The organism is Salirhabdus euzebyi, assembly GCF_014207435.1.
Classification (GTDB): domain Bacteria; phylum Bacillota; class Bacilli; order Bacillales; family Alkalibacillaceae; genus Salirhabdus; species Salirhabdus euzebyi.
On sequence record NZ_JACHGH010000016.1, the window covers coordinates 42,524 to 57,066 of the forward strand.

Here is a 14,543-nt window from a genome sequence, read left to right on the forward strand (position 1 = left end):
AGTAAAATTTAGTTGAATTAATATTCTACCAACGATAGTGAGCAAATGCTTTGTTTGCTTCTGCCATCTTATGCATATCTTCACGCTTTTTAACAGATGCACCTGTATTGTTTGCTGCATCTAAAACTTCGTTAGCAAGACGCTCTTCCATTGTTTTCTCTCCACGTTGGCGAGAATAAAGAACAATGTGACGAAGTCCTAATGCTTGACGACGCTCAGGGCGAACTTCAACCGGTACTTGGTAGTTTGATCCACCAACACGACGAGCGCGCACTTCCAATACTGGCATAATGTTTTTCATTGCTTGCTCAAATACTTCCATTGGCTCTTGGCCACTGCGTTCTTTCACTAATTCAAAAGCTCTATATAGAATCTTTTGTGCAGTTCCACGTTTACCATCAACCATGATTTGATTGATCAATTTTGTTACAAGCTTAGAATTATAAATTGGGTCTGGCAATACATCACGTTTAGCTACTGGTCCTTTACGAGGCATGCGATACCCTCCTTTCAAGTTTGCTATAGAATTCTAGATTGTATTCTATTATTTTTGTTTAGGTCTTTTCGTACCGTACTTAGAACGGCCTTGTTGACGACCTTCAACACCTGCAGTATCAAGCGCACCACGTACGATGTGGTAACGAACACCTGGTAAGTCTTTTACACGACCACCACGGATCAATACAACACTATGCTCTTGAAGGTTATGGCCAATTCCTGGGATATACGCAGTAACCTCAATTCCGTTAGTTAAACGAACACGTGCATATTTACGCAAAGCTGAGTTCGGTTTCTTAGGTGTAAGGGTACCTACACGTGTACAAACACCACGTTTTTGTGGAGAAGATAAATTAGTTTGAGCTTTTTTGAAGCTGTTATAACCTTTGTTTAGTGCTGGAGAGTCAGATTTCTTTGTTTTAGAAGTACGACCTTTACGCACAAGTTGGTTAATTGTAGGCATGATATGTGTCCTCCTTTCATTCATATTGTAATACCACACATCCAGGTGGTTCATAAAAAAGCAAAAAAACAAAGTTTCAGCAGAGGAATCTGCCAAATCCTTATCTTTTAATAGCGACCGTAGCTGCACCAACATCTATCCCACATGATTTTCCTAGTTCTTTCATAGAATGAACAGGTAAAACCGGAATGTTTAATTCTTTCGCTAAGCGCACTACCTTTTCTGTCACTCGTTGTTCTGCGTCTTCCGCAACAACAACTTCTTTTATTTCGCCATTTTTCATGGCCTTTAAAGTTTGCTTTGTACCTATAATTACTTTCGACTTAGCCTGTGTCACTTTTTCATAAGACATTAATAAATCCTCCAAAGTAACAAGGTTAAACGGAAGCACCTTGAATATATTATCATCCTACATTGTGAATGTCAATGGAATTCTCAAAGTATGAATAATAGTTGTTTATCACCTTGTTTAGGTAATATCAAGGCACTTCCCATTTACCTAGTAAACACTTGTTACTGAGTTGTAATTTCTTCTGTAACTACATCAGAAACAATTTCTTGTTCTTCATTTTTCTTCATATCAATTTTTCGGTATCTATTCATTCCTGTACCAGCAGGAACTAGTTTACCAATAATGACATTTTCTTTCAATCCTAACAATTCATCACGCTTACCTTTAATTGCTGCATCTGTAAGAACTCTAGTTGTTTCTTGGAAAGATGCCGCAGATAAGAATGAATCTGTTTCAAGAGAAGCCTTCGTAATACCAAGAAGAACTGGTCTCCCAATTGCTGGTTGTTCCTCGTTAATTAATACTTCTCTATTAGCTTCTTTAAATTGATGAATTTCAATAAGGGATCCAGGTAACACTTCTGTATCTCCAGATTCAATAACTCGAATCTTGCGAAGCATTTGTCTTACCATTACCTCAATATGCTTATCGCTAATTTCTACACCTTGCATACGATAAACTTTTTGTACTTCTTTTAATAAATATTGTTGAACCCCTCTAGTACCTTTAACTTTCAATAGTTCTTTAGGGTCGATGGAACCTTCAGTCAATTCTTGACCAGCTTCCACCTTGTCACCGACTCCAACTTTTAGGCGTCCATTATATGGTGCTGTATACGTACGTGATTCTACTTCACCCTGTACAACAATCTCAACTTTGTCTTTGACTTCATTGATTTCGCTAACAGTTCCTAGCACTTCACTAATAACAGCTTGCCCTTTCGGATTACGCGCTTCGAATACTTCTTGGATACGAGGAAGACCTTGTGTAATATCATCACCGGCAACCCCACCTGTATGGAATGTACGCATTGTTAACTGTGTACCAGGTTCACCGATTGATTGAGCGGCAATAATACCAACCGCTTCACCAACCTCAACCTGTTGTCCTGTAGCAAGGTTTCGTCCGTAACATTTTTTACATACGCCATGCTTCGTATCACAAGTAAATACTGTGCGGATATAGACATCTTCAATACCTACATTAATAATTTCTTTCGCAATATCTTCTGTAATCAATTCATTCCGACTAACAATTACTTCACCTGTTTCAGGGTGTTTAATTGTTTTAAATGCTGTACGGCCAATTAAACGGTCAATCAATGGAACGATAATTTCATCTCCATCTCTTAACGTGCTAACGGTTAAACCACTATCCGTACCACAATCGTCTTCACGAACAATTACGTCTTGAGCAACATCAACTAGACGACGAGTTAAGTAACCTGAGTCAGCTGTCTTTAAGGCTGTATCCGCAAGACCTTTACGCGCACCGTGAGTAGAGATAAAGTATTCTAATACAGTTAATCCTTCACGGAAGCTCGATTTGATTGGAAGTTCAATAATTCGTCCAGACGGGTTTGCCATTAGACCACGCATACCTGCTAACTGTGTAAAGTTAGATGCGTTACCACGAGCACCAGAATCACTCATCATAAAGATTGGATTTGATGTATCTAGTGATTGCATTAATTTGTTTTGAATTTCATCTTTTGCTTCTGTCCAAATTGCAATCACTCGATCATAGCGTTCTTCGCCAGTAATTAAACCACGACGGAACTGCTTCATCACTTTATCAATCTTCTCTTGTGATCTATCAAGAATTTCTTGTTTTTCAGGTAATACAACGATGTCAGAAACACCTACTGTAATACCAGCTTTTGTAGAGTATTCAAAACCTAGGTCCTTCATGCGGTCAAGCATTTTAGAAGTTTCTGTAATCTTATAATGCTTAAACACTTCCGCAATAATATCTCCTAGGATACCTTTCTTAAACGGCGGAATGAGTTCACGACTAGCAATTTCTTCTTTAATATTTGTCCCTTTAGGTACAAAGTATTTTTCAGGTGTCTTTACTTCCAAGTTACTTGCTGTAGGTTCGTTAATATACGGGAATTCATTTGGTAGCATTTCATTAAAGATTAACTTCCCTACTGTCGTTAAAATCAACATCGTTTTTTGTTCTTCTGTAAAAGTTTGATTATTTAAAGATCCCGCATGTACTGCTACACGAGTGTGTAAATGTACGTAGCCGTTACGATAAGCAATAACTGCCTCGTTAAGATCCTTAAATACCATTCCTTCACCAACTGCATTTTTACGTTCTAACGTTAAGTAGTAGTTTCCTAACACCATATCCTGTGACGGTGTTACTACCGGCTTACCATCCTTAGGATTAAGAATGTTTTGTGCAGCAAGCATTAGAATACGAGCTTCCGCTTGCGCCTCCGCTGATAAAGGAACGTGAACAGCCATTTGGTCTCCATCAAAGTCAGCGTTGTATGCTGTACATACTAATGGATGCAAACGAATTGCACGACCTTCTACCAATGTAGGTTCAAACGCTTGAATACCTAAACGGTGAAGCGTTGGTGCACGGTTTAATAATACCGGATGCTCTCGGATAACTTCCTCAAGCACATCCCAAATTTCCGGATGTAATCTTTCAATTTTGCGTTTTGCAGACTTAATATTATGAGCCAAGCCACGATCAACCAGTTCTTTCATGACAAAAGGTTTAAATAACTCAATCGCCATTTCTTTAGGAAGACCACATTGGTACATTTTCAAATTAGGCCCTACAACAATTACAGAACGACCTGAATAGTCAACACGTTTTCCAAGTAAGTTTTGACGGAAACGCCCTTGCTTACCTTTCAACATATGTGAAAGTGATTTCAACGGACGGTTACCTGGTCCGGTTACAGGTCGACCTCTTCGTCCATTATCAATTAACGCATCTACAGCTTCTTGTAACATACGCTTCTCATTTTGCACAATAATACTTGGTGCACCTAAATCTAACAAACGCTTTAAGCGGTTGTTACGATTTATTACACGACGATATAAATCATTCAAGTCAGAAGTAGCAAAACGCCCACCATCCAATTGAACCATTGGTCGTAGTTCAGGAGGGATAACTGGTAACACGTCTAAAATCATCCAAGAAGGATTATTGCCAGAATGACGGAATGATTCTAGTACTTCTAAACGCTTGATAGCGCGTGTTCTCCGTTGTCCTTGGGCTGTTTTAAGTTCTTCTCTTAGTGCTTCAACCTCTTTAACAAGATCGATATCTTGTAATAGTTTGCGGATTGCTTCTGCACCCATCTGAGCTTGGAACGTTTGACCATATTTCTCACGGTATTGGCGATATTCTTTTTCAGAGAGTAATTGTTTCTTCTCTAAAGGCGTATCACCTACATCAGTAACGATATATGCCGCAAAGTAGATAACTTCTTCTAAAGCTCGAGGCGACATATCCAAAACCAAGCCCATTCGACTTGGGATACCTTTAAAATACCAAATGTGAGAAACTGGAGCCGCCAGTTCAATGTGACCCATACGATCTCGTCGCACTTTTGATTTTGTTACTTCTACACCACAACGATCACAAACAATACCTTTGTAGCGTACGCGTTTGTACTTGCCACAATGGCATTCCCAGTCTTTTTGTGGGCCAAAAATTCTTTCACAAAACAAACCGTCTTTTTCTGGTTTTAGTGTACGATAGTTAATCGTTTCAGGTTTCTTTACCTCACCATGTGACCAAGATCGAATCTTGTCGGGTGAAGCCAAACCAATTTTCATAAATTCAAAGTTATTTACGTCCAACAAGGGGCCTACCTCCCTTATAGTATCCAGGTTTACCCTAAATTTGTTCTACTATCGGATTTTCATGTGTTGAGTCGAATGATAGTACAAGAAAGACTTAGGCTTTCGTCATAAACTTGACGCTAAGCCTAGTTTTCTTTATTAGAATTAGTTAGCATCTTCTCGTTGTTCCATATTTACATTCAACTGCTCAGCTGAATGGTCATCATCTTCACTGTCTCGCATTTCAATTTCTGTTTCATCAGCAGCAAGAATTTTTACATCCATGCCAAGACTTTGAAGTTCTTTAATTAATACCTTGAATGACTCCGGAACACCTGGTTCTGGAACATTATCACCTTTAACGATAGCTTCATATGTTTTCACACGACCAACAACGTCATCTGATTTTACGGTTAAAATCTCTTGAAGAGTGTATGCTGCACCATAAGCTTCAAGCGCCCATACCTCCATCTCTCCAAAACGCTGTCCTCCAAATTGCGCTTTACCACCAAGTGGCTGTTGCGTAACAAGTGAGTAAGGTCCAGTTGAACGAGCGTGAAGTTTATCATCAACCATGTGTGCAAGTTTAATCATATACATAACACCAACAGACACACGATTATCAAATGGCTCACCAGATCTTCCATCATAAAGAACTGTTTTTGCATCTCTTGGGAGTCCTGCCTCTTCAAGCGTTTCCCAAACATCTTCTTCCCTCGCACCATCAAATACAGGAGAAGCTACATAAATACCTAGCTTTCTTGCCGCCATACCGAGGTGAAGTTCTAACACCTGACCAATGTTCATACGGGAAGGTACCCCTAATGGATTAAGCATAATATCTACAGGAGTGCCATCTGGTAAATACGGCATATCCTCTTGAGGTAAAATTCGGGAAATAACACCTTTGTTTCCGTGTCGACCCGCCATTTTATCCCCTTCAGAAATTTTACGCTTCTGAACAACATATACACGCACTAGATGGTTTACACCCGGAGGTAATTCATCGCCATCTTCGCGATTAAATATTTTAACATCTAAAACGATACCGCCCCCACCATGAGGAACTCTTAAGGATGTGTCTCGCACCTCGCGAGCCTTTTCCCCAAATATCGCATGTAATAATCTTTCTTCAGCAGTAAGTTCTGTTACACCTTTAGGCGTAACCTTACCTACTAATAAATCACCATCTGATACTTCAGCACCAACACGGATAATTCCACGTTCGTCAAGGTTCTTAAGAGCATCTTCCCCAACGTTCGGTATATCACGTGTAATTTCTTCAGGGCCTAGTTTCGTATCACGAGCTTCTGATTCATATTCTTCAATATGAACAGATGTATACACATCGTCTTTTACAAGACGTTCACTCATGATGATGGCATCCTCATAGTTATAACCATCCCATGTCATAAAGGCTACAAGAACGTTTTGACCTAAGGCAAGCTCACCTTGTTCCATGGAAGGACCATCAGCAAGGATATCACCCTTCTTCACTCGTTCTCCTTTTTCAACAATCGGTTTTTGGTTGTAACATGTTCCTTGGTTAGAACGGATGAACTTTTGTAATTTGTAACGATCAACGTCACCTTTTACTTCATTACCATCTACCATAGAAATACGACGTACATGAACTTCTTTTGCCTCTACTCTTTCCACTATCCCGTCATGGAGACTGATAACAGCAGCACCAGAGTCTTTACCGGATACATATTCCATACCAGTTCCGACAATTGGTGATCTTGGCTGTAACAAAGGTACCGCCTGACGTTGCATGTTCGCACCCATCAATGCGCGGTTCGAGTCATCGTTTTCCAAGAAAGGAATACATGCCGTTGCAGCAGAAACAACTTGTTTAGGAGAAACATCCATGTAGTCAAGTTTTTCACGTGGTACAACTGTGTTCTCTCCACGGAAACGAGCTATAACTTCATCATCTAAAAATGATCCGTCATCGCCTAGTTTCGCATTAGCCTGTGCAACTACATAGTTATCTTCTTCGTCAGCAGTTAAATAATCAATTTGGTCTGTGACTTTACCAGTATCCGGATCAACCCGACGATATGGCGTTTCAATAAAACCGAACTTATTAACTTTTGAATAAGAAGATAAGGAGTTAATCAAACCAATGTTTGGACCCTCTGGTGTCTCAATTGGACACATACGACCATAATGGGAATAGTGAACGTCACGAACTTCAAAGCCTGCACGCTCACGCGTTAAACCACCAGGCCCTAGAGCTGATAGACGACGTTTATGCGTTAATTCAGCCAACGGGTTTGTTTGATCCATAAATTGAGACAATTGAGAGCTTCCGAAAAACTCTTTCATAGAAGCTATAACTGGACGAATATTGATTAATTGTTGTGGTGTGATGGAATTCGTATCTTGGATGGACATGCGCTCGCGTACCACACGTTCCATACGAGATAACCCGATACGGAACTGGTTTTGTAACAATTCACCAACAGAACGTAGTCGGCGATTACCTAAATGATCAATATCATCGGTATCTCCAACTTGATGCAACAAGTTAAAGAAATAGCTTATAGATGCAATGATGTCAGCAGGAGTAATATGCTTAATTGCATTTTCAACACCCGCGTTACCGATTACATTTAAAGTTCTTTCTCCCTCTTTATCTGAAGGATCCATAATTTTGATAGACTGTACACGAACAGGGTCTTCTAATACACCTTCATGCGGCTCTAGAATTTGATCCCCGAAGTTTTCATCTGAACCTTCTAAATAAGGTAGTAGTTTGTTTAGTAGACGGCGATCAATCTTGTCGCCCTTTCTACCAAGAACTTCTCCTGTTTCTTCATCTACAACCGTTTCGGCCAATGTCTGATTGAACAAACGATTTTTAATATGAAGTTTTTTGTTCATCTTGTATCGTCCAACGTGCGCTAAATCATATCGCTTCGGGTCAAAGAAACGTGAAACAAGTAGACTTTTTGCGTTATCCACTGTTGGCGGTTCTCCCGGACGAAGGCGTTCATATATTTCTAGTAAGGCTTTCTCACTATTTTCTGTGTTGTCTTTATCTAATGTGTTTTTCAAATATTCATTTTCACCGATTAAATCAATGATTTCTTCATCTGTACCAAAACCTAAAGCACGAAGTAATACAGTAATAGGAAGCTTTCTTGTACGATCAATTCGCACATGAACAACATCTTTAGCATCTGTTTCAAATTCTAACCATGCTCCACGATTAGGGATAACAGTTGCTGTATAGCCTCTTTTACCGTTTTTATCGATTTTATCACTGAAGTAAACACTTGGTGAACGTACTAGCTGTGATACAATTACACGTTCTGCTCCATTAATAACAAACGTGCCAGTATCTGTCATGAGTGGAAAATCTCCCATAAACACTTCTTGCTCTTTTACTTCCCCTGTTTCTTTGTTAAGTAAACGAACCTTCACGCGTAGAGGAGCAGAATACGTGACATCTCGCTCTTTTGTTTCATCTACTGGGTATTTAGGTTCTCCAAGACTGTAGTCGACAAACTCTAAAGATAAGTTGCCTGTAAAGTCCTCAATTGGGGAAATGTCATGAAACATTTCTTTCAAACCTTCTTCAAGAAACCACTCATAAGATGCAGTTTGGATTTCGATAAGGTTTGGTAATTCCAATACTTCACTGATGCGCGCGTAACTTCTACGTTTGCGAAGTCGACCGTATTGAACTAGTTGACCTGTCAACTGATTCACCCCTCAAACAAGCTAATTTATTTGGAAAAACATGAGCTGTTCGCCATTGCTAGCGAAAGCTGCGTTCTTCAAATACTTTAATCGATTAACAAAGTTAATTTTCATAAAGTATTAGAAAGATGGAGTAATGCCAAAAGACAAACCCACACCTTATTTCCTCATACTTTCAAGCCTTTTATGTAACTAAAAAGTATAAAAAACAAACGGTCCGGCAAAAGGCATGCCGAACGTGCTTACTGTAGAATTTTTATACTACAGAAGCATTTTATTAAACATTCGTAAAAAAAATCTACGAATGAGTGTTCCTTTCATCACTTCTTTGATATATTAAACAAAGAAGTTCATTTGCCAGATCCCAGTATGCACGTATGTAAAAGTTGATACTAGACCATCCCAACAATTTGCATTATACTGAAATTGGCCATTCATTTTGTTTCTTTTTATACGTAAAAAAAGAAAAGCCATACAGAACAACCTTATTATTTCTTTGATTTTACCAGTATTACCGGTAAAGAAAGTGAAATATACGCTAAATTGGTTAAAAATTTCACTTGACAAAGAAAAATTTCTATTGGCATTTTTTAATATTAGCATACGATAATAGGTCAGTCAAACTTTTCCGCCCTTAAAATAAAGTATCCTTTATCCTTTTTTACAACATCTACTTGCTCAAAAATTTCCTCTAATTTTTTCATCGCCGAGGGAGCACCTTGCTTCTTTTGAATGACTACCCACAACGTTCCTTTTTCAGCCAAATAATCATAACTTTCTACTAGAATGCTATGCACCACTTGCTTCCCTGCACGTATTGGAGGATTTGTTAAGATTGCAGCATATTTTGTATCCTTCACATTCTCAAAAAGATTACTTTCAAAAACAGAAACATTTGCAACCTCATTATTAGTCGCATTCAATCGCGCTAACTCAATAGCCCGCTGATTAACATCTACCATATGAACATGACGAGTAGGAAATGATTTGGCAAGACTTAACCCTATAGGACCATATCCACAACCAACATCTAATATATTTCCCTCTACCTTCGGCTCTTCAAAAGATTCGACAAGCAATCTAGATCCGAAGTCGACTTCATTTTTCGAAAAAACACCGTAATCGGAGGTAAATGTAAAATTATTGCCCCTTAAAACAAAATCCCACTTCGTTCTTTCACTTTTTGAAGACGGTTTTTTCGAGTAATAATGTTCTGGCATCTTATCTACCCCGCTAACCAATAATTTTAGCGTACACTATTCTGACATCTTCCATCAAAACAGCAAAAGCCCGCCTATACAGCGAGCTTTGCTATCTTTATATCTAGAATTACTTAACTTCTACAGAAGCACCCGCTTCTTCAAGTTTAGCTTTAATTTCTTCTGCTTCTTCTTTAGCGATTCCTTCTTTAACAGCTTTAGGAGCGTTATCTACAAGATCCTTAGCATCTTTCAAACCAAGACCTGTGATTTCACGAACTGCTTTAACAACTTTAATTTTTGAAGCTCCTGCACTTTCAAGAACAACATCAAATTCAGTTTGCTCTTCAGCAGCTTCTCCACCAGCAGCACCAGCAACAGCAACTGGAGCAGCAGCAGTTACACCAAATTCCTCTTCGATAGCTTTTACAAGATCGTTTAATTCAAGAACTGTCATTTCTTTAATCGCATCAATAATTTGTTCTTTTGTCATTTTTTGTTCCTCCTTAGAATTTTTGTTTTTTTATATCACGTATGTCAGGCAATTAAGCGCCCGCTTCTTCTTTTTGGTCCGCAATAGCCTTTGTTGCATAAGCGAAATTGCGTACAGGTGCTTGTAGCACGCTGAGTAGCATAGATAGTAGACCTTCGTATGATGGAAGATCTGCAAGTTCCTTAATTTGATCAAGAGTTGCAATATTACCTTCAATAATTCCACCCTTGATTTCCAGATCTTTATGGTCTTTCGCAAAAGTATTTAACACTTTCGCTGGAGCAACTACATCTTCTGTACTAAAAGCAATAGCTGTAGGACCAACTAAAACTTCTTCCAGACCTTCAAATCCTACTTCTGCAGATGCACGACGTGTCATTGTATTTTTATATACTTTGAATTCAACATCAGCTTCACGTAGTTTTTGACGTAGTTCTGTTACTTCCGCAACATCTAGCCCACGATAGTCAACAAAAATTGTCGATTTGCTTTCTTTAAACTTGTCAGCAATTTCTGTAACGATTTGTTTTTTCTGTTCAACTATTTTGCTCATCCTTCCACCTCCTGTAACTATTTCATACCGTTTTATGCGCATTGTGTCATAAGAGACAAATAAAAATGCCTCCATGTAGACCATGGAGGCATTGTATTTATATCCACAAACATACACTATTCATGTACGTAATATATAGATTCAATACACCTCGGCAGGAAATTAAGCGATCACTCGCACCTACTGTCTACGGTAATTTTATATTTAATTAAGCAACGTAAAATATTATATTGGACTTTATATTAAAAGTCAAATACTATTTACGAACTAATCCAGATACATCTACACGGATACCAGGACCCATAGTAGAAGCAATTGTAACATTACGCATATAAGTTCCTTTTGAAGATTGAGGCTTAACTTTTAGCAATTGCTCTACTAAAGCTACGAAGTTTTCTTGTAGCTTAGCATCTTCAAAAGATACTTTTCCAACTGGAACATGGATGTTACCGGATTTATCAACACGGTATTCAACTTTACCAGCTTTAATTTCGTTAACTGCTTTTTCCACCTCGAAAGTAACTGTTCCTGTTTTAGGATTTGGCATTAAGCCTTTTGGTCCTAAAACACGTCCAAGCTTACCAACTTCAGCCATCATGTCTGGAGTAGCTACAACTACATCAAATTCAAACCAACCTTGGTTGATTTTGCTAATGTAATCAGCATCTCCTACATAATCAGCGCCAGCAGCTTCTGCTTCTTTCGCTTTTTCACCTTTAGCAAACACTAAAACCTTTTGTGTTTTACCAGTACCATTTGGTAGTACCATCGCACCACGAATTTGTTGATCAGCTTTCTTAGGGTCAACTCCTAAACGGAATGCCGCTTCTACTGATTCATCAAACTTCGCTGTTGCTGTTTTCTTAACAAGCTCAATCGCTTCTGAAATCTCGTAAGACTTTGTACGGTCAACAAGATTTAAAGCTTCTACATACTTTTTACCTTTTTTAGCCATACCTTTTCCTCCTCAAAATGTGGTTTTAACGGTTTTACCTCCCACTATAAAAGGTTGCGTAAGGGTTATTATTATACCCCCGCAACCTTTTTAGCATCCTTGAAAGCCGTTGTGGGATTAGTCTTCGATAACAATACCCATACTACGCGCTGTACCTTCAACCATACGCATAGCAGCTTCCACGTCAGCAGCATTTAAATCAGGCATTTTTGTTTCAGCAATTTCGCGTACTTTATCACGCTTTACAGTTGCGACTTTATTGCGGTTCGGTTCACCTGATCCAGATTCAATACCAGCTGCTTTCTTAAGAAGAACTGCAGCAGGCGGGGTTTTCGTAATAAATGTAAATGAACGGTCTTCAAAAACCGTAATTTCTACCGGAATAATCAAACCAGCTTGTTCTGCTGTACGTGCATTAAATTCCTTACAGAAGCCCATGATATTAATACCAGCTTGACCTAATGCAGGTCCTACCGGTGGCGCTGGGTTTGCTTTACCTGCAGGGATTTGCAATTTTACTACTTTAATTACTTTTTTAGCCACGAGACACACCTCCTTAAGTCCGTGATGTGGTAAATGGGGTTTCCCCCTCCCACTCATTCCTATCTAATGTAAATCCATTTATACTCGAGGCATAAAGAACATAAGAATTTTAGCATTTTTACAAATTGAATGCAAGTGTAATTTGTAAAACTTATATCTTTTCTATTTGTGAGAAGTCTAATTCTATAGGTGTTTCCCGTCCAAACATATTCACATGAACTTTAAGTTTTTGCTTATCTATATCAATATGCTCAACAGTACCAGTAAAGTTCGCAAACGGTCCTTCTGTTACTCGAACGTTTTCCTTCATTTCAATATCAATATCTGTTACAGTTTCTTCCATTCCTAGACGTTTCAAAATGGTTTCTACTTCTTCCGGTAAGAGAGGGGTTGGCTTTGAACCAGAACCAGTTGATCCAACGAAACCAGTTACTCCTGGAGTATTACGAACTACATACCACGAATCGTCTGTCATGACCATTTCAGCTAGGACATAACCTGGAAAGAACTTTTTCTTTGACGTTTTCTTCTTACCATTTTTAATTTCTGTCTCTTCCTCTTCAGGGACAATAACACGAAATATTTTATCAGTCATCCCCATTGATTCGAGACGTTTTTCAAGATTAGCTTTTACTTTATTTTCATACCCGGAGTAAGTATGAACAACATACCAATGTTTTTCCATAGAATAGGACAAATGGCTTGCCCTTCCCTCCCTTATTTAAAAATTAAAACGATCATTCACCTAGCTCATTCTGCATATAAAGCAGCAAAAAACGAGACAATATGAAAAAACCCGCATAACGGGTTTTTTTACCAAACATACTATATTTTACATTATAACATAAATTTCATATGTTTATTCAAAAAATAGTTCAAGGAATTGCGAAATACCTAAGTCTACCACCGCAAAGAACACTGCTACAAACGCTACCGTTGACACAACTGTAACTGTGTAACGGAAAAGTTCCTTACCTTTCGGCCAACTTACCTTTTTCATTTCGCGTACGACGTCCTTAAAGAACTTCATGATATTCATGTTAGAACCCCCAACCTACATCATAATCTTATTTTGTTTCTCGATGAATTGTGTGTTCTCCGCATCGTTTACAATATTTTTTCATTTCTAAACGATTTAAGTCAGATGTATTTTTTAAAGTAGAGTAATTTCGACTTTGACATTCCACACATGCTAGTACTATTTTTTTACGCATTCCTTCACCCCTAGTGCAAGGGTTTTTATCACTCCTATTAATTTAGCATGAGGAGTACCTACTGTCAACGCAACTTATTGCGAGAGTTCGCTAACTTCTAAATAACGTTCTAGTTTTCTTTTCACTCTTTGCAGTGCATTATCAATAGATTTTACGTGTCTATTTAATTCTTCAGAGATTTCTTGATAAGATTGTCCATCTAAATAGAGATTCAATACTTTTCTTTCCAAATCACTTAAAATCTCTCTCATTTTATATTCCATATCGCCATACCGTTCGCGACTAATAATTAATTCTTCTGGGTCCATCGTTTTCGAGCCGGCAAGCACATCTAGTAAAGTTCGGTCTGATTCCTCATCAAAAATAGGCTTGTCCAAGGAAACATATGAATTTAGAGGGATATGTTTTTGTCTTGTGGCAGTTTTAATAGCGGTAATAATTTGTCTTGTGACACACAGTTCAGCAAAAGCTTTAAAAGAAGATAGCTTGTCCTCTTGATAGTCACGGATAGCTTTATATAAGCCAATCATCCCCTCTTGGACGATATCTTCACGATCCGCTCCTATTAAAAAGTAAGTTCTAGCTTTTGCACGCACAAAATTTTTATATTTATTTATTAAATAATCTAGCGCCTGACTGTTGCCATTATGTACCATTTCAACGACTTTTTCATCTGCATGTAGATCTAAGTCGAAAGATTGCCTCTTGTTTTCATCGTTTCCGCTGCTCACACAGATTCCCCCAGATTATGATGTGCCGTTTGTATAAAAACATTATACAGGAATTGTCAAAATTGCGTCAATATGA

General features: G+C 38.4%; 14 protein-coding genes and 1 other annotated feature. All 14 genes read right to left on the bottom strand.

From position 1 onward, the window contains the following. Nucleotides 1-25: 25 nt before the first annotated feature. The 14 genes from rpsG to sigH all read right to left on the bottom strand — a co-directional run bounded on the left by rpsG (nucleotide 26) and on the right by sigH (nucleotide 14,473). Nucleotides 26-496, bottom strand: coding sequence for a 30S ribosomal protein S7 (gene rpsG / locus HNQ94_RS18145; RefSeq protein WP_174497634.1), 471 nt, complete (start codon nucleotides 494-496; stop codon nucleotides 26-28). A 48-nt stretch (nucleotides 497-544) separates the two neighbouring features. Next, nucleotides 545-961 (bottom strand): 30S ribosomal protein S12, encoded by a 417-nt coding sequence (gene rpsL / locus HNQ94_RS18150; RefSeq protein ID WP_174497633.1) that lies wholly within the window; start codon nucleotides 959-961, stop codon nucleotides 545-547. Nucleotides 962-1,061: 100 nt separating this feature from the next. Then, nucleotides 1,062-1,313, bottom strand: a complete 252-nt coding sequence (locus tag HNQ94_RS18155) for a 50S ribosomal protein L7ae-like protein (protein ID WP_174497632.1) — start codon at nucleotides 1,311-1,313, stop codon at nucleotides 1,062-1,064. 161 nt (nucleotides 1,314-1,474) lie between these two features. Next, complete coding sequence (rpoC, locus tag HNQ94_RS18160; RefSeq protein ID WP_174497631.1) at nucleotides 1,475-5,089, bottom strand: DNA-directed RNA polymerase subunit beta'; 3,615 nt, start codon at nucleotides 5,087-5,089, stop codon at nucleotides 1,475-1,477. Nucleotides 5,090-5,233: 144 nt separating this feature from the next. Then, nucleotides 5,234-8,788 (bottom strand): DNA-directed RNA polymerase subunit beta, encoded by a 3,555-nt coding sequence (gene rpoB, locus HNQ94_RS18165; protein ID WP_174497630.1) that lies wholly within the window; start codon nucleotides 8,786-8,788, stop codon nucleotides 5,234-5,236. A gap of 605 nt (nucleotides 8,789-9,393) precedes the next feature. Next, a complete protein-coding gene (locus HNQ94_RS18170; protein ID WP_174497629.1) occupies nucleotides 9,394-9,999 on the bottom strand; it encodes a class I SAM-dependent methyltransferase in 606 nt (201 codons plus the stop codon). Between the two features lie 109 nt (nucleotides 10,000-10,108). Continuing rightward, nucleotides 10,109-10,471 carry a 50S ribosomal protein L7/L12 gene (rplL, locus tag HNQ94_RS18175; protein WP_174497628.1) on the bottom strand — a complete coding sequence of 121 codons (363 nt, stop codon included), beginning with the start codon at nucleotides 10,469-10,471 and terminating at the stop codon, nucleotides 10,109-10,111. 52 nt (nucleotides 10,472-10,523) lie between these two features. Further along, nucleotides 10,524-11,024: a 50S ribosomal protein L10 gene (rplJ, locus tag HNQ94_RS18180; RefSeq protein WP_174497627.1), complete on the bottom strand. Its 501-nt coding sequence runs from the start codon at nucleotides 11,022-11,024 to the stop codon at nucleotides 10,524-10,526. Nucleotides 11,025-11,075: 51 nt separating this feature from the next. Beyond that, nucleotides 11,076-11,235: a sequence feature (ribosomal protein L10 leader region), on the bottom strand. A 45-nt stretch (nucleotides 11,236-11,280) separates the two neighbouring features. Further along, a complete protein-coding gene (gene rplA, locus HNQ94_RS18185) occupies nucleotides 11,281-11,979 on the bottom strand; it encodes a 50S ribosomal protein L1 (protein ID WP_174497626.1) in 699 nt (232 codons plus the stop codon). A gap of 117 nt (nucleotides 11,980-12,096) precedes the next feature. Beyond that, nucleotides 12,097-12,522 carry a 50S ribosomal protein L11 gene (rplK, locus tag HNQ94_RS18190; RefSeq protein WP_174497625.1) on the bottom strand — a complete coding sequence of 142 codons (426 nt, stop codon included), beginning with the start codon at nucleotides 12,520-12,522 and terminating at the stop codon, nucleotides 12,097-12,099. Nucleotides 12,523-12,673: 151 nt separating this feature from the next. Then, nucleotides 12,674-13,207 carry a transcription termination/antitermination protein NusG gene (nusG, locus tag HNQ94_RS18195; RefSeq protein WP_174497688.1) on the bottom strand — a complete coding sequence of 178 codons (534 nt, stop codon included), beginning with the start codon at nucleotides 13,205-13,207 and terminating at the stop codon, nucleotides 12,674-12,676. 174 nt (nucleotides 13,208-13,381) lie between these two features. Then, on the bottom strand, nucleotides 13,382-13,561 hold the full coding sequence (gene secE, locus HNQ94_RS18200) for a preprotein translocase subunit SecE (protein ID WP_174497624.1): 180 nt from the start codon (nucleotides 13,559-13,561) through the stop codon (nucleotides 13,382-13,384). A gap of 28 nt (nucleotides 13,562-13,589) precedes the next feature. Continuing rightward, nucleotides 13,590-13,736, bottom strand: a complete 147-nt coding sequence (rpmG, locus tag HNQ94_RS18205; RefSeq protein WP_174497623.1) for a 50S ribosomal protein L33 — start codon at nucleotides 13,734-13,736, stop codon at nucleotides 13,590-13,592. Between the two features lie 74 nt (nucleotides 13,737-13,810). Continuing rightward, nucleotides 13,811-14,473, bottom strand: coding sequence for an RNA polymerase sporulation sigma factor SigH (sigH, locus tag HNQ94_RS18210; RefSeq protein ID WP_376697758.1), 663 nt, complete (start codon nucleotides 14,471-14,473; stop codon nucleotides 13,811-13,813). Between the last annotated feature and the right edge of the window lie 70 nt (nucleotides 14,474-14,543).

Excerpts from the sequence above, each read along its gene's own strand:
- rpsG (WP_174497634.1), bottom strand. The coding sequence starts at position 496 with ATGCCTCGTAAAGGACCAGTAGCTAAACGTGATGTATTGCCAGACCCA.
- rpsL (WP_174497633.1), bottom strand. The coding sequence starts at position 961 with ATGCCTACAATTAACCAACTTGTGCGTAAAGGTCGTACTTCTAAAACA.
- HNQ94_RS18155 (WP_174497632.1), bottom strand. The coding sequence starts at position 1,313 with ATGTCTTATGAAAAAGTGACACAGGCTAAGTCGAAAGTAATTATAGGT.
- HNQ94_RS18170 (WP_174497629.1), bottom strand. The coding sequence starts at position 9,999 with ATGCCAGAACATTATTACTCGAAAAAACCGTCTTCAAAAAGTGAAAGA.
- rplL (WP_174497628.1), bottom strand. The coding sequence starts at position 10,471 with ATGACAAAAGAACAAATTATTGATGCGATTAAAGAAATGACAGTTCTT.
- rplJ (WP_174497627.1), bottom strand. The coding sequence starts at position 11,024 with ATGAGCAAAATAGTTGAACAGAAAAAACAAATCGTTACAGAAATTGCT.
- rplA (WP_174497626.1), bottom strand. The coding sequence starts at position 11,979 with ATGGCTAAAAAAGGTAAAAAGTATGTAGAAGCTTTAAATCTTGTTGAC.
- nusG (WP_174497688.1), bottom strand. The coding sequence starts at position 13,207 with ATGGAAAAACATTGGTATGTTGTTCATACTTACTCCGGGTATGAAAAT.
- secE (WP_174497624.1), bottom strand. The coding sequence starts at position 13,561 with ATGAATATCATGAAGTTCTTTAAGGACGTCGTACGCGAAATGAAAAAG.
- rpmG (WP_174497623.1), bottom strand. The coding sequence starts at position 13,736 with ATGCGTAAAAAAATAGTACTAGCATGTGTGGAATGTCAAAGTCGAAAT.